This window comes from Amycolatopsis sp. NPDC059235, assembly GCF_042754125.1.
In the GTDB taxonomy this organism is placed as follows: Bacteria; Actinomycetota; Actinomycetes; order Mycobacteriales; family Pseudonocardiaceae; genus Amycolatopsis; species Amycolatopsis albidoflava.
This window is the reverse complement of record NZ_JBHZAG010000024.1, coordinates 39066-54193: the sequence shown is the minus strand read 5'-3', so window position 1 is coordinate 54193 and position 15128 is coordinate 39066. Positions and strand designations below refer to the sequence as shown.

The following is a 15128-nucleotide window of genomic DNA, read 5'->3' as shown; positions in this document are numbered from 1 at the left end:
TGCCGCAGGTCGGCGGCGATGCGATGCGGTGGTTGCTGATCTTGCGGCCACGTGCGGTGGTGGCTGATCCAGAGCGTGCGAATTCCGGCGCTGTGCCCGCACTCTTGCGCCGCTCGACCGGAAGATGTGCGCATCCGGTTTGCGCAGGACTAGGCGTCGAGAATGCAGTAGCCGTCGGCTGCTTCGGCGAGGCAGGCGTGTCGGAGCTTCGCTAACCGGCTCATGGGCGACGACGCAGGATTCGCGATCCGGTGGCGCTCAGAATGCTGAGATTGTCCAGAGCGCACGGGCAGAGCTGTACGTGCGGCGGGATTCTCGCCCGATAGTTCGCTCGCAACTGGCCAGCTGGCTGGCCCAGCGGGAAAACGCCCCGCCGAGATCGACCAGCGTGTCGTCAAGATCGACCAGCGCCAGCCGGGTCACCGGGGAAGCCGGGTGACCCCGTCCTTCCGCCGTTCGCCCAGCTCATCCGGGAACACCCACTTCTTGAATCCCCAGAACCGGAACACCATCGCCAGCAGCATGCCGATGATCGACCCGCTCGCGAAGTCCGCCACCTCCTGCACGAAGCGCGACACGTTCGGCACTTCCAGGTGCAGCCAGTAGCGCGAGATCAGCAGCGGAATGAGGTTCACCACCACCGCGACGCCGCTGATCACGAAGAACAGCGTCGCCTCGTGGGCGCGTTCGCGGCCGCCCCTGGTGCGGAACGACCATTCGCGGTTGAGCACGTACGACACGATCGTCGCGACAATGATCGCGATCGCCTTCGCCGTGGTCGGTTTCGACTCCAGCACGCTGAGCTTCAGCAGGTACCAGACGCCGTTGTCGACCAGGAAGGTCGTGCCGCCCACGATCGCGAACTTCAGCAGCTCCCGGTGCTTCACGAGCACGGAGCGCAATGGCTCGGGGGTGCGGGCGAGCACGGTTTCGACGACGGTCACGTATCGCAGTCTAGAGAATTCGAGGTCACGCCAGGTCTCAGGCGGCCTTACGGTCCGGAATATCCGGATTGTCATTCCGCCCCGGTTCCGGCCGGGCGCCCTCCGTGGGGAAAACCCACTTTTTGAACGCCCACCAGCGGAACAACGTCCCGAGAAGAGTGCCTATGATCATCCCGCTCACGAAGTCGGCGGACTCCTGGCCGACCAGGCTCACGTGCGGCACCTGCAGGTCCAGCACGTACCGCGAAACCCACTGCGGCAACGCGTTCAGCCCGAGCGCGACCCCGCTGATCAGGAAAAACAGCGCGGCCTCGTGCGCGCGCTCCCGCCCGCCGCGAGTGCGGAACGCCCATTCCCGGTTCGCGACGTAGGAAAAGATCGTGGCGACCAGCACACCGACGATCAGCGCCGTGACCGGATGCGTCCGCAGCACGGTGAACTTCAGGACGTACGTGATCGTCAGCGTGATGACGAAGCTCGTGCCGCCGACCAGGGCGAAACGGACCAGCTCACGGTGCTTCGCCAGGAGTTCGCGCACCTGGCGGACGCTACTCCGTGAACCAGCCGAAGAACCCCCGGGGTTCGACCGACGGCGGGCGGTTGTCGTGGTTACCGGGTTTGCCCGGCTTGCCGTTCGAACCGGGGTTCGGCGGCGCGCTCGTGGTTGCGGCCGGGCTGCTGGACGTCGGGTCCGGGGTCTCGTCGTCCGGGGACGTCGAGGTCGGCGGGGTGGTGCTGGGCTTCGGGTGCTTCGACGAACTCGGCGAGTGGCTCTTCGAAGTCGAGGTCGAGGGCGACGTCGTCGGCAACGGCACCGACGTGGATGACCACGGCCCGATCGTCGGATCGTGGCACATGTCCCACCAGCAATCGAGCGGCACCGAAACCGGTTTCGCCGAGGCACTGCCGAGCGACGCGTTGACCGTGACGGTGTCCGGGCCGTCGAACGGCTCACGGTTCACACCCACCCACAACTCCGCCGTCTCGCCCGGAGCCAATGGCTTGACGCTGGTGCAGCTCAGGCTCGCATCGCCGGAAGTGCACTTGAACCGCTTGACGGTGAACGGCCCCGTAGCACGGTGGTCGATGGTGATCGTGACCGGTTTCGTGCTCTGTCCGGTGTTCTGCACGTCGGCCTTGAGGACCGGATGGAACCAAGGGCCGAGCTTGCTGGCCGCCAGCGAGAGGTCGTCCTTCGGAGCCTTGACCTTCACCTGCACGCGCACGCTGACGTTCACCGAAGCACCCGCCGTGACCGAACCGGTCACCGTGCCGCCGCTCGCGTTGTCGTCTGCCTTCAGCCGGAACATCAGCACAGCCGACTGACCAGGCTGCAAACCGCTGCCCGTCTTGCACGTAACCGTGCCGGTGCCGCCCGGGCACGCGACCTGCATCGGCCCGGACTGCGCGGCCGCCTCGCTGGAGTACGCGCCGGCAGCGCCGCCGCCGTTCGCGCCAACCGCCTGCACGCCAGGCGGCAGGTTCAGCGTCGCCTGGACCGGATCGGACACCGAACCGCCGTCGTTGCGCACGGTGATCGGCAGCGCGACCGGTCCGCCGCCTGGCTGGAGTTCGACCCCACCCGGCGGCATGGCCGCGGAAAGCTGCGGCGGAGCGGCCGGGTTCGGAGCTGGCGGCTGCGCCGGCGGTGCGGCCGGAGGAGCCGCAGGCGGCGGCACGGCGGGAGGCGCGGGCTGAGCAGGCGGCGGGGCCTGCGGAGCCGGGGGCGCGGCCGGAGGAGCGGGCTTCGGTGCAGGCGCAGGCGCAGGTGCCGGCGCGGCGGCCGGCGGCGCGGGAGCCTGCTGAGCGGCCGGAATGGTCTGCGTCCCGCCACCAGCAGCCAGCGCGACAGCAACCGCGGCCACCATCGCGGCCCCGGACATCGCGACGCCAGCGAACTGCCGAGGCGCGGACGCAGCTGCAGCCGCACCCGCCTTGGCTCCGCCTGCCGCAGCCGCACCAGCGCTGACCGCGGCGGCACCGGCAGTAGCCGCGCTCGCCTTGGCCGCGCCGATCGTGGCCAGGTAGCCGAGAGCGGCGCCGCCCAGGACGATCGGGGCGATGATCGCGCGCAGGCTGCCGTTGACGTCGGCCAGTTCGGCCGCCAGCATCCGGCATTCGTCGCATTCGTCGAGGTGGTTTTCCACCTGGGAGCGTTCGCGCTTGGACAGCCCGTCGCGCGTCCAGGCCCCGAGCCGCTCGGCCGTCGCACGGCAACGGTCCGCACCGTTTTCCTGCAGGTGGACCTGCAGATAAGCCTGGCGGAGCCCTTCCCGGGCGCGGTACGCGAGCGCGGACACGCCGTTCGCGGTCAGCCCGAGCAGCGGCGCGACTTCAGCCGGGCTCTGCTGCTCGATTTCGGTGTGCCACAGCACTGCCTGCCAGCGTTCCGGCAGCCGCGCGAACGCTTTCGCGGCCATCGTGCGCTCGAGGCCGGCGACGGCGGTGTCGGAGAACGGCACGGTGAGCGCCTCGCCGGCGGTCCCGCCGACGTCGCTCATGTCCTCGTTGAGGTCGATCCGGCGGTCGCGACGGGTCTTGTCATACGCGGTGTGACGCAGCGCGGTAAGCAGGTACGCACGGAAGGCGCTGTCCGGGCCCTTCCCGCCACGCAGCGTGTCCAGAACCTTCGAGAAAGCCTCCGACACGAGGTCGTCGGCCTCCGAGCTGGACCGCGCGAGCTGGCGGGCGAGGTTGTGCGCGGCACCGCTGTGCCGCTCGTAGAGCGGACCGTAGGACGCGATCTTTCCCGCGCGCACCTCTGCGATCAGCTCGGCGTCACTCTTACCGGAGAGATCGGCGGGAACGGTGGACACGGGGCTCCTTTAAGGCTGCGCGCGCGGCGGACTCCACGCGCCTTACTCCCTACAACGCACACCAAGTGTGACGGATGCGGCGACACTCGTCACGCCGTGGTCCGTCAGATGGCTCAGTAGGCGCAGCAAGTTCACCTCCTCGTCTGGTGATTAGACGAAAAAGATCGGGGAAAACGCGTCACGAGGGGAGTTGCGCCGCGTCCCCTCCGTGATTGGGGAACAAGATCGACAGGTACCGGAAGGAGCTGGGGGTTCGGTGGACGTACCGGCGACCGGGGCGCGGTTCGGCTCCGCAGGCGACTCGTCGGGGGACGAGACGCGTGCGCGGTTCGAGCGGGACCGCCATTTGCGGGCATTGCGAGCTCGCTGGCGAACAGCCAGCCTCGCCGCCGGCTGGCGTTTCCCGAGCGACTGGGCATTGCCCGAAGTAGACGCGGTGTGCGCGGCCGTCGTGCGGCACGGCTCGACCGGCGCGGAGAACGCGCTGGCCGGACTGGGCCGGGCGCGGGCCGCGGCGGGAGCGGGGCTGTCGGAAACGCTGTCCGACCTGGCCGCCCTGCACGCGGTGCTCGCCGACCCGCACGCGGTCGACGGATTCGTCGCGCCGGATGTCGACGCCACCCCGGCCCGGCTGCTCCGCGTGACCGCGCTGGCCTGGGCAGATGTCGCCACCGACCAGCTCGTGCACACCGAGGTCACCGACCCGCTCACCGGCCTGCCGTCCGCGGCGTACCTGCGGACGCGGCTCGGCGAGATCTACCGCGGCGGCGTCAACGAGGCGAACGTGCTGCTCACGGTCTCGCTGGATTTGACGGCGGTGTCCGGCTGGCCTCGGCTGACGGCGATGATCCTCGCCGCGGACGCCGTCCGGGCCGTGTTCGACACCGGCGAGTGCTACGCGACGATCGGCCCGTCCGCGGTCGCGGTGCTGGCTGAACGCAACGAACGCCTGGCCACGCGCGGAGTCGCGTTGCGAAGGGCGCTCAACGAACGCCTTTCGGTGGATCCGCAGCTGCGTGACGTCGCCCGTCCGCTGGTGTCGGCCGTGCGGCTTCCCGGGACGCATGACCGGGCCTGTGAGCTGCTGACGGAACTGGCGCACAGCTGAGCCCCGGTCCCCCTTCCCGACCAGCATTCCCGCGTTCATGCTTTCCTGGTGTGGTGACCAGGACCGTACCCTCCGCTGCCGACGGCGAAGCTCCGGTGAATCGATCCGGGCAGCCCCGGCTGGCTCTGCGCCGATCTCTGGCACGGCTCTCCGTGCGCCCGCGTTCGATGCTCATCTTCGCGGTGTTCCCGCTGCTCGCGATCGCGGTCGGGTTCTGGGGCTGGACGCACGACTGGAACCTCGGCGTGGACAGCGCGGTCTATCGGGCAGGCGCGCTGCAGCTGCTGCGCGGCGACAACCTCTACGACGCGAACACGCTGCCCACCGAACCCGGCTGGGCGCTGCTGCCGTTCACCTACCCGCCGACCGCGGCGCTGCTGTTCGCGCCGCTCGCGCTCGTTCCGGTGCAGGTGGCGTGGGGTTTCCTCACCGTGGTCTCGCTGGGCGCGCTCGCGCTGTCGGTGCGGATCGCGATCGGCGCGCTGCCCCGCCCAGCCTCCGACGGACCTCGCTGGTGGGCCTCGCCCGCGCGGTCGACCATCGTGTTCTTCCTGGTCTTCCTCGGCCTGGAACCGGTGTGGCGGACGATCTTCCTCGGCCAGATCAACCTGATCCTGATGGCGATGGTCCTGCTGGACATGCTCGTCATCGGCGCACGCGGGAGCCGCTGGGGCGGCGTGCTCGTCGGGCTCGCGGCCGCGATCAAGCTGACGCCCATCGTCTTTCTCGGCCACCTGCTGGTCACCGGCCGCTGGAAAGACGCTTTGCGCGGATTCGCGACTTTCGTCGGAATGCAGGCGCTGCTGTTCTTGATCAACCCGCACGATTCGTGGAAATACTGGACCAAAACGCTGCCCGACACCGGCCGGATCGGCCCGGTGCACTGGGCGGGCAACCAGTCCCTGAACGCACTGATGAATCGCGCCACGGACCTGGCCCCGTGGGCCTCCAGCGCGGCGACCGTCATCGGCCTGGTGCTGGCGATTCCGGCGCTGTGGCTGATGTTCCGTTTCCACCGGCGCGGACAGGCGCTGGCCGCGCTGCTCGTCACGGCGTTCTGGATTCTGCTGATCTCGCCGATTTCCTGGACGCACCACTGGGTCTGGGTCGCGCCGCTGGTCGTGCTCCTGGTGTCCAGGTTGCCGAAAACCACCCCGGCGACCGCGTGGAAACGGTGGCTGGGGACGTTCCTGGTGGCGTTCGTGTTCGTCAGCTGCGTATTGCTGATCTTGCCGAATGGCCGGAATGTCGAGCTGCATTGGAAGGTGTGGCAGAACATTCTCGGCGACGCCTACATCCTGATGCCGGTGGTGCTGGCTGTCGCGCTGGTGCTGCGGTGGGGTTTGCAGCGGCGTGCCCGCAACCGGGCCGAGCAGGAATCTTCCTAGCTCTTTTCGCTGGTCAGGGGCTTGCTGGCGGTTTTTGTCAGTGGTGGCGGTTACTGTCTGGATCGCGGTGGTTACGCGGCCGTCCGGAGTCAGACTCGCGGACGGGCACGGCCATCGTTCTGATCCGGCGTTCTTCGCGGGCAGATCAACCGAATAGTGAGCCCTTGTTACTCCGCGGCGTCGCCGTAGAAGTCGCCTAGCGCGGTGCGGGTGTACTGGATCAGCAGATCAGCGTGCGCGAAGCCGTCCGGAAGACAGTCGCGGGCGGCGGTGAGCAACTCGTCGAACCGGAGAGGCGGCGTGACGGCCTTGGCGAGTGGGTGCCGTTCGCGGAGCTGCTTCATCAACTCGGCGAGGTAGATGACGGCTGAGTTGGAGTCGGTGCTCCAAAGCCAGGCGAGAACGTCGCCGAACCCCTTGGGGAAGACCAGCGGCCGGGTTTCGCCGGTGAGCATCCCGGTGGCCACGCCGGGGAGGCTGGCCTGGCGAAGGGCGTGAAGAACCGGACGCGGGAGAGTGACGGATTCCATCCGGCCATCCTGCTGCAGCGGGACTGGCTGGGGCGGGTTTCCGCACCGGGGTGTCCGGTTGAGGTCCGGGTGCCGCTGCCGACCCAGCTTGCGCGATCCGGTCCCAGCCGATCGCCTTCGTTGGGCTTCGTGGGGAGGGTTCGGCGGAAAACTAGGTCGCTCCGTGCCGCCGATCCACGGGGACGCGCGCACTTCAGCCGGTTTCCGCCGACCCCGGCCTGTCGTGCCTCAGCCGTCGCGATTCGCCCCGCATCTGGCTGGCTAGCCGCGTTCGACGCGCTTCTGCCGCGAACCTCCGTGGGAAGCGTGGCCCTTGGAGCACTGTCCGGCCGGTTCACGGAGGTGCCCGAGGCTTCCTCCGACCCGACCCGACCCGACCCGGTTCGGTTCGGCGCGGCTGAGTCCAGTCGTTCGGATCCACCTCGTATTGGCTGCCCGGCTGCCGAGCCCGGTCGTCTCGGCTCGCCGCGCACCTAGATGGCTAGCCGCGTTGGCTGCCTGGCCGCGTTAGCGGCGCGCTTGCCGAGTCCTCGGTGGGGAGCGTGGTCTTTCGGGCGCTTTCCGGCCGGTTCACGGACATGTCCGAGGCTTCCGCCGACCCAGCTCGGCTGAGTCCAGTCGTTCGGATCCGCCCCGCACTGGCTGCCCGGCTGCCGAGCCCGGTCGTCTCGGCTCGCCGCGCACCTAGCCGACTAGCCGCGTCGGCCGCGCGTCCGCCGAGACCTCGATGGGCGCCGCGGTGGTCGCAGGCACAGTCCGGCCCGCTCCACGGACGTGCCCGCGGCTTCCACCGGCCCGGCCGCTGAGCCCAGTCGCCCCGATCTGCCCCACTCACTGGCCGAGTCCGCCGCGCTCCGGCCAATGCCTTCCCGCCGAAACGAGATCCGCCCGCCCACCGCCCAGCCGGGCACGCGCCACCCCGCCCGGTACCCGCCACCCCCAGCCGCCCGGCCCCAACCCCGCCCCGTCACCCACCTCACTCCGCCGCAGGTCGCCGACGGTCCGCCAGCTCCCGCCCAGTAACCTGGTCTCCGCTATGGACAAACGAACCGGTCTTCCCATCGTCGGCATGGTGGGCGGCGGGCAGCTCGCCCGCATGACGCAGCAGGCGGCGATTTCCCTCGGCCAGTCGCTGAAGGTGCTGGCGGCCGACGAGGGCGACGCGGCGGCCCTCGTCGCCAGTGACGTCGTGCTCGGCCACCACACCGACCTCGACGCGCTGATCGATTTCGCCCGCCAGGTCGACGTGGTCACCTTCGACCACGAGCACGTGCCCGGCGAGCACCTGCTCACCCTCGCCACTGAAGGCTTCGTCGTCCGCCCCGCGCCCACCGCGCTCGGGTTCGCGCAGAACAAGCTCGTGATGCGCGAGATGATGGCCGGCCTCGGCGTGCCCGGTCCCGCCTTCGCCGAAGTGTCCACTGTGGACGATGTGGTGACGTTCGGCGGCGAGCACGGCTGGCCGGTGGTGCTCAAGGCGTCGCGCGGCGGATACGACGGCCGGGGCGTCTGGATGCTCGACACCGCCCAGCAGGCCCGCGAGACCGTTCCCGAGCTCCTCGAAGCCGGCACGGAGCTGCTGGTCGAGGAGAAGGTCGCGATGAAGCGCGAGCTGTCCGCGCTGGTCGCGCGCTCGCCGTTCGGCCAGGGCGCGGCGTACCCGGTGGTCGAGACCGTCCAGACGAACGGCATCAACACCGAGGTCCTCGCCCCAGCACCGGGGCTGGCCGAGTCGCGCGTGCACGAGGCGCAGGAGCTGGCGTTGCGCATCGCGTCGACGCTCGACGTCACCGGGCTGCTCGCGGTCGAGCTGTTCGAGACCGAGACCGGCCTGCTGGTCAACGAGCTGGCGATGCGCCCGCACAACTCCGGCCACTGGACCATGGACGGCTCGCGCACGTCGCAGTTCGAGCAGCACCTGCGCGGCGTCCTGGACTACCCGCTCGGCCGCACCGACCTGATCGCGCCCGCGTGCGTGATGGCGAACGTGCTCGGCGCGGACGTCTCGCCGCAGATGAGCCCGGACGAGCGGGTGCACCACCTGTTCGCGCGGTTCCCCGAGGTGAAAATCCACCTCTACGGCAAGCAGGACCGGCCGGGCCGCAAGCTCGGGCACGTCAACTTCGTCGGCGACCGCATGGACGACCTGCGCAACCGTGCGCTGCTGTCCGCGCACTGGCTGTCCCACGCCGTCTGGCTCGACGGCTACGAGATCCACTGAAGGGGAACACAATGGCGCCGCAGGTGGGCGTGATCATGGGCAGCGACTCCGACTGGCCGGTGATGGAGGCCGCGGGACAAGCGCTGGACGAGTTCGGCGTCGAGTACGAGGTCGGCGTCTACTCGGCACACCGCACCCCGCAGCGGATGCTGGACTACGCGAAGTCCGCGGCCGACCGGGGCATCCGCACGATCATCGCGGGCGCGGGCGGCGCCGCGCACCTGCCGGGCATGGTCGCGTCGGCGACGGTGCTGCCGGTGATCGGCGTGCCGGTTCCGCTGAAGTACCTGGACGGCATGGACTCGCTGCTGTCGATCGTGCAGATGCCGGCCGGCATCCCGGTCGCGACCGTGTCCGTCGGCGGAGCGCGCAACGCCGGTCTCCTCGCGGTCCGCATCCTCGCCGCGGCTGACCTGCAGTTGCAGGCGAAACTGACGCAGTTCCAGGAAGACCTTGAGCAGCTGGTGCTCGACAAGGACGCCAAACTCCGCGAAAAAGCGGGCAAGTAGCGCGCGGATGCCGGTCCGGAACCGGCATCCGCACCCACCTCCAGGATCAAGCCGGGTCGGGCAGCTGCTTCCGCAGTTCGCGCTTCAGCACCTTGCCCGCCGCCGACACCGGGATCTCCGCCACGAAATGCAGCTCCCGCAAGCGTTTGTACGGCAGCACCTTCTCGTTCACCGCGGCCATCAGCTGCTCGGCGTCCACTGAGGAATCCGGCTGCCGCACCACGAACGCCACCGGCAGTTCGCCGACCTCCGGGCTCGGGCGGCCGACCACCGCCGCCGACAGCACGCCCGGCGACGCGCTCAGCAGCTCCTCCAATTCACGAGGAAAGACGTTGTATCCCTTGTACAGCAGCATGTCTTTCTTGCGATCCACAATGGACAGATAGCCGTCCTCGTCGAGAACGCCGATGTCGCCGGTGTGCAGCCATCCGTCGACCAGCGCGGCGGCGGTCTCCTTCGGACGGTTCCGGTACCCGCGCATCACCTGCGGCCCGCGCAAGCACGCCTCGCCCTCTTGCCCGGGCGGCAACGGCTCCTCGCTGCTATCCGCGACGAGCTTGACCTCAGTGTCGAAGATCGGCCCGCCGACCGATCCGACCTTGCGCACGCCGGACCGGTAGCTCGGCGAGATCACCGCGCCCATCGTCACCTCGGTGAGCCCGTACCCCTCGGCGATCACGACGTCAGGGAACCGCTGGTGCAGCGCGCGGATCATCTCGTGGCTCATCGGCGCGGCGCCGGAGCCGATGTTGCGCACCGACGACAGGTCGGCAGTGTGGAACGCGGGCGTCGCCAGCAACGCCGCGAACAGCGCCGGCGCGCCGCCGATGGTCGTGACCTGCAGTCGCTCAGCGTCCGCGACATACGCTGCCGGGTCGAACCGCGCGTGCAGCACTGTCGTCCCGCCGCTCATCAGCGGACCGTTGAGCCCCGCGATCACGCCCATCGCGTGGAACCACGGCGTCAGGTTGATGGCGGTGCCGGTGCCAAGCCGCGTCGGCCATTCGTCCGGGCTGCCGACCTGGTCGATCGTCAGGTCGCCGTTCGCGTCGAGGGCCGGTATCGAGCCGGTCGACCAGCAGGTGTGCTGCAGCGTGTTCGTGACGACGTTGCGATGCGTGAGCTCGACGCCTTTGGATCGCCCGGTCGTGCCACCCGTGTAGGCGAGATGCGCGAGGTCGTGGTCCACATCGATCGCCACGTCCGGCCTGGTCGCAGGCTGGTCAGCGAAGAACTCGCGGAACTCCACACTCCCTTCAGCGAGCTCACCAGCAGGCGAAACGACGATCGTGAGCCGCGCCGGAATCCGGTCGGCAACCGCCGCGAGCGTGCCCGCCACCGGCCCAAAGGTCACCACGGCCGCAGCCCCGCAGTCGGTCAGCTGAAAGGCGAGGTCGTCCGGCGGAAGCAGCGGATTCGTCGGACTGAATGTCGCTCCCGCCAGCAGGATGCCGTGGTAGGCGATCGGATAGGCGAGGCAGTTCGGCAGATGCACGGCGACGACGTCGCCCCGCCCGATGCCGCGGGCCAGCAACGCCTGCGCGAACTGGCAGGCGGCCTGCCAGGTCTGAGCGAACGTGAGCTGATCGTCGCCCATCGCGAACGCGACGCGGTCGCCGTACCGCGTCGCGGCGCCGGCGAGCACCGAACCGATCGGCACCTGGGGGTAGTCAAGGGAAGCGGGCAATCCGGGCGGCGGGGTCGACGCAGTGGCAGCCATCACGTGACCATACGAATGGTGAGGCCGAGGACACAAGCAGCGAGCCGCCGCGTCCGGTGTGAACGCGGGCTAACATCGGGGGACTTTCTCCCGTTTCGCTGCAGAAGAGGTGACTGAAGGTGGCCGAGGGCCTGTATCAGCTGGCCGAAGAGCACGAGGAACTGCGCGCCGCGGTCCGGGCTCTAGCCGAAAAGGAGATCGCCCCGTACGCGGCGGAGGTCGACGAACAGGAGCGCTACCCGGTCGAGGCCAACCAAGCGCTCGTCAAGGCGGGTTTCAACGCCGTCCACATCGGCGAGGAATACGACGGCCAGGGCGCCGACGCCATCGGCGCGTGCATCGTGATCGAGGAAGTCGCCCGCGTCGACGCGTCAGCGTCGCTCATCCCGGCAGTCAACAAGCTGGGCACACAGCCCATCATCCTGTCCGGTTCGGAGGCCCTGAAGAAGCTGGTCCTTCCGTCCATCGCCTCGGGCGAGGCGTCCGCGTCCTACGCCCTGTCCGAACGAGAGGCCGGCTCGGACACCGCGTCCATGCGCACCCGCGCCCGCCTCGACGGCGACCACTGGGTCCTCAACGGCACCAAATGCTGGATCACCAACGCCGGCGAATCGTCGTGGTACACGGTCATGGCCGTCACCGACCCGAACGCGGAAAAGAAGGCTAACGGCATTTCCGCCTTCGTGGTGCACAAGGACGACCCAGGCTTCTCGGTAGGCCCGAAGGAAAAGAAGCTCGGTATCAAGGGTTCCCCCACCCGAGAAATCTACTTCGAAAACTGCACCATCCCCGCGGACCGCATCATCGGCGAACCAGGCACCGGCCTGAAAACCGCCCTGCGCACCCTGGACCACACCCGCCCGACCATCGGCGCGCAGGCCCTCGGAATCGCCCAGGGCGCCCTGGACGCAGCCGTCGCGTACGTCAAGGAACGCAAGCAATTCGGCAAGGCGATCGCGGAATTCCAAGGAATCCAGTTCATGCTGGCCGACATGGGAACGAAAATCGAAGCCGCCCGCCACCTGGTGTACGCCTCCGCAGCGTCCTCGGAACGCGGTGAAAAGCGCGCCAGCTTCACCGCATCGGCAGCCAAGGCCTACGCGTCCGACGTGGCAATGTCGGTAACCACAGACGCAGTACAACTATTCGGCGGCGCAGGCTACACGCGAGACTTCCCGGTGGAGCGCATGATGCGCGACGCGAAGATTACGCAGATTTATGAAGGCACGAACCAAATCCAGAAGGTCGTAATGGCTCGGTCTCTGCTGAAGGGCTGAGCCCCCGACGGTCCGCCGAAGAGCCCCACTACCCGGATCGGGTGGTGGGGCTCTTCTTGTGATCGATCTTGCTGTCTCCGGGTGCGCGACTGGCTACAGTTGCGATCGGGAGACTTTGGCGTCGCGGGGGAGAGACTGTCGGATGAGGATGCGCTTCGCTAGTTTGACCGCCGCTGCGGTAGTGGGAGTCATGTTCGTTGCAGGGTGTGCCGGAGGTTCTGCGGCGAGCACCGCTTCGGGGCCGGCTAGTGATCGGGTGCCGTCGTCGTCGGCAGGGAAAGCCTTGCCATATGCCGGTGCGCCCAAAGTTGAAAACCCGCTCCCTGCGTCAGTCCTGGCGGGCCATCCGTGCGACAGTGCGTTCGCTCCGGGTCAAGTTGGCCATATTCTGGGGAAAGAGCTGCAAGGAAGACATGCCGACAACGGTTCGCTCGGCGCGCAGTGCCATTGGGTCAATAGTGGATCGGGTGCTGCTCTGACTGTACTGTATGTTACCGAAGCATCAGATGGGCTGAGCGCACTATATGCGAATTCGAAGCCGCAGTCCACTGTGTGGCGTCCGCTTCCGGCCGTACGGGGATTGCCAGCTGTAGCTCATTCAGCCTATGGTCCGAAGGGTGACAAATCTTTTTGCCAGGTAAGCATTGGAATCAATGATCAGCACGATGTAGATGTGTCCGTCACCCTCAGTTCGGCTAAGGTTGGCGAGGTGGATCCGTGTGACGTTACGGCTCAAATCGCGGGCATGGTCGTCACTAATTTGGCGCAGCGGGCGGGTAATTGACCGCCGTGTTGTCCGCGGATTTGCTAGTCGCCAGGGTGATGGGCTGATCAGATGAGGATGCGGATCTGCTCCCTCGCTGTTGGCATGACGGCAGTGACAGTGCTAGAGGTGGGATGTTCTGGTGGGTTGACGTCAAAAGCCGTCTTCGGGCTCGTCTGGTTCTCGGGCATCGCCACCGGTAGCGGGAAGACCTTGGCATGTGCAGGTGCGCCCAAGCCGCGGGGAGTATATGCCGATATTCCTGCGGCGCCACGAAGTCTGACCGCATGAGCGCTGGGCTGCGCCAACACGAGACGCTTGGCGACAGTCTGGCGTCCACTTCCTTCTGTTCAAGGTCTCCCTGCTGTAGCCCATGCAGCCTCCAGCGGCTCGGCGAAACGGGATAAGCGCCAGGTGAGTGTCGGTAGCACAGACAAGTACACAGCCGATGTATCGGTTGGTTTAGGGCAAACGAGGGTTGGCTCGCAGGAGCCGCGTGCCGCCGCGGCAACGGTAGCGGACATGATCATCGCAAATCTGAAGCGCAAAGCGGGTGCGTGACCCATGTGGCGCGTCGCTGTCCTTGCGCCACGGTCGCCCCTGCTCGGGCCGGGTGCACAGTGGGGTGAGTTTACCTGTTTCCGTCACCCCGCTGTGAGCAGTTGGTTACAGTGGCTGCCGGAGGGGCCTCGGGACTGGTTGCCTGGTCGAGAGGCAGTGCGCGGTGCACGGGAGGGCGGGCATGGCTGAGAACGACCCAGGGAAAGCGATAGAAACGACGGGGTGGTTGACCGGACTGCCGATCACCGTCGTGGGCGCGGCGATGAACGTGGCCAAAGGGGTGTCGGACGCTGCTGCCGTGGCATCTGCCATGAAGGCCGGTGCGGGGTTCACTCTGAACCCGGACGAAGCGCATTCGTTGCTTGAACGAGCGAGGCGGCTCCGGGACAACGCAGGGAAGATGCAGCCGAGTGCGGAGGCTCTGACCAGGCTTACCCCGCCAGCGGCAGATCCTGGCAGTGCCGGGTTCAATCAGCAGGCGGTCAACGCGTTCGAAGCCGGGAAGAGCGCAAACGAGAACATGCAGCGGTATATGGCTGAGCTGATCAGTCGCCTGGAGAAGGCGTTGGGCATCGTCAGTGATTCGGATTTCCAGGCAGCTGCGGACGTCAAATCGGCAGGCAAGAGTGAGGGCGGAGGGCTTGCGGTATGAGGGCTCGGTTTTTTCCTTGGGTGGCTGGTGCCGGGGTCGCAACCACACTGGTTGCGGCGTGTGCCGGCGGTTCGGCGCCGAGTCCGCCGTCATCCTCGGCCGGTGTTCCGTCTTCCCCGTCGGAGACCGGGAAGACGCTGCCGTATGCAGGCGCGCCCAAGGTTGAGAGCCCGCTCCCCGATTCGGTGTTGTCGGGGCATCCGTGTGACGGCGGGCTTACGCCTGAACAGGTGGGACAGATCCTGAACCAAAAACCGCAAGGCGAACATGATGACGAGGCTGCTCTTGGCTCGCAGTGTCATTGGACCAACAGCGATGCCGGTGCGATCGTCAGCGTTCTGTACAGCACAAAGACCTCTGACGGGTTGAGCGCGGTCTACGCGAACACGAAGCCGAAATCCACAGTTTGGCGCTCTCTTCCTGCGGTTCAGGGTTTTCCTGCCGTTGCGCATTCGACCTACAGTACTGAAGGATCGAAATCGTTTTGCCAGGTGAGTGTCGGTGTCAATGACCGGCACACCGTCGACATATCGATCACACTCGGCAAGGCAAAGGTCGGGAATACGGATCCATGCGGCGTCACTGCGCAAGTCGCGGACATGGTGGTCACCAACCTGAAGCAGAAGGCGGGTGCGTGAC

At 67.7% G+C, this 15128-nt stretch carries 13 protein-coding genes; 8 read left to right on the top strand and 5 right to left on the bottom strand.

Going from position 1 to position 15128, the window contains the following annotated elements; genetic code table 11:
• Positions 1-419: 419 nt before the first annotated feature.
• Genes ACFXI3_RS18085 through ACFXI3_RS18075 form a run of 3 tightly spaced genes read right to left on the bottom strand, consistent with a single transcriptional unit; the run spans position 420 to position 3760 of the window.
• Positions 420-944 (bottom strand): GtrA family protein, encoded by a 525-nt coding sequence (locus ACFXI3_RS18085; RefSeq protein ID WP_344288785.1) that lies wholly within the window; start codon positions 942-944, stop codon positions 420-422.
• Positions 945-981: 37 nt separating this feature from the next.
• Entirely contained in the window at positions 982-1482 is a 501-nt protein-coding gene (locus ACFXI3_RS18080; protein ID WP_370940342.1) for a GtrA family protein, read from the bottom strand.
• 10 nt (positions 1483-1492) lie between these two features.
• Complete coding sequence (locus ACFXI3_RS18075; RefSeq protein WP_378400570.1) at positions 1493-3760, bottom strand: sigma-70 family RNA polymerase sigma factor; 2268 nt, start codon at positions 3758-3760, stop codon at positions 1493-1495.
• 256 nt (positions 3761-4016) lie between these two features.
• Between ACFXI3_RS18075 and ACFXI3_RS18070 the strand changes: the two genes are divergently transcribed.
• Both ACFXI3_RS18070 and ACFXI3_RS18065 read left to right on the top strand, forming a co-directional pair.
• Positions 4017-4868 (top strand): GGDEF domain-containing protein, encoded by an 852-nt coding sequence (locus tag ACFXI3_RS18070; protein WP_344288779.1) that lies wholly within the window; start codon positions 4017-4019, stop codon positions 4866-4868.
• A 53-nt stretch (positions 4869-4921) separates the two neighbouring features.
• Positions 4922-6256, top strand: a complete 1335-nt coding sequence (locus tag ACFXI3_RS18065) for a glycosyltransferase 87 family protein (RefSeq protein WP_378400568.1) — start codon at positions 4922-4924, stop codon at positions 6254-6256.
• Positions 6257-6423: 167 nt separating this feature from the next.
• Here the strand turns inward: ACFXI3_RS18065 and ACFXI3_RS18060 are convergent, their stop codons facing one another.
• On the bottom strand, positions 6424-6786 hold the full coding sequence (locus ACFXI3_RS18060; RefSeq protein WP_378400566.1) for a hypothetical protein: 363 nt from the start codon (positions 6784-6786) through the stop codon (positions 6424-6426).
• A 1036-nt stretch (positions 6787-7822) separates the two neighbouring features.
• Here ACFXI3_RS18060 and ACFXI3_RS18055 point away from each other — a divergent pair.
• Both ACFXI3_RS18055 and purE read left to right on the top strand, forming a co-directional pair.
• Positions 7823-9007 carry a 5-(carboxyamino)imidazole ribonucleotide synthase gene (locus tag ACFXI3_RS18055; protein ID WP_378400565.1) on the top strand — a complete coding sequence of 395 codons (1185 nt, stop codon included), beginning with the start codon at positions 7823-7825 and terminating at the stop codon, positions 9005-9007.
• A gap of 11 nt (positions 9008-9018) precedes the next feature.
• Positions 9019-9516 (top strand): 5-(carboxyamino)imidazole ribonucleotide mutase, encoded by a 498-nt coding sequence (gene purE, locus ACFXI3_RS18050; RefSeq protein WP_101435814.1) that lies wholly within the window; start codon positions 9019-9021, stop codon positions 9514-9516.
• Between the two features lie 46 nt (positions 9517-9562).
• Here the strand turns inward: purE and ACFXI3_RS18045 are convergent, their stop codons facing one another.
• Positions 9563-11236, bottom strand: a complete 1674-nt coding sequence (locus ACFXI3_RS18045; RefSeq protein WP_378400563.1) for a class I adenylate-forming enzyme family protein — start codon at positions 11234-11236, stop codon at positions 9563-9565.
• Positions 11237-11355: 119 nt separating this feature from the next.
• Here ACFXI3_RS18045 and ACFXI3_RS18040 point away from each other — a divergent pair, with 119 nt between their 5' ends.
• From ACFXI3_RS18040 to ACFXI3_RS18025, 4 genes are all read left to right on the top strand, one after another.
• Positions 11356-12513 carry an acyl-CoA dehydrogenase family protein gene (locus ACFXI3_RS18040; RefSeq protein WP_378400561.1) on the top strand — a complete coding sequence of 386 codons (1158 nt, stop codon included), beginning with the start codon at positions 11356-11358 and terminating at the stop codon, positions 12511-12513.
• 142 nt (positions 12514-12655) lie between these two features.
• On the top strand, positions 12656-13297 hold the full coding sequence (locus ACFXI3_RS18035; RefSeq protein WP_378400559.1) for a DUF3558 family protein: 642 nt from the start codon (positions 12656-12658) through the stop codon (positions 13295-13297).
• A 721-nt stretch (positions 13298-14018) separates the two neighbouring features.
• Positions 14019-14489: a hypothetical protein gene (locus ACFXI3_RS18030; protein ID WP_378400557.1), complete on the top strand. Its 471-nt coding sequence runs from the start codon at positions 14019-14021 to the stop codon at positions 14487-14489.
• The gene (locus tag ACFXI3_RS18025) at positions 14486-15127 is read left to right on the top strand and encodes a DUF3558 domain-containing protein (protein WP_378400555.1); all 642 of its coding nucleotides are present in this window, start codon (positions 14486-14488) and stop codon (positions 15125-15127) included. The genes ACFXI3_RS18030 and ACFXI3_RS18025 overlap by 4 nt, the downstream gene beginning before the upstream one ends.
• Position 15128: the final 1 nt, after the last annotated feature.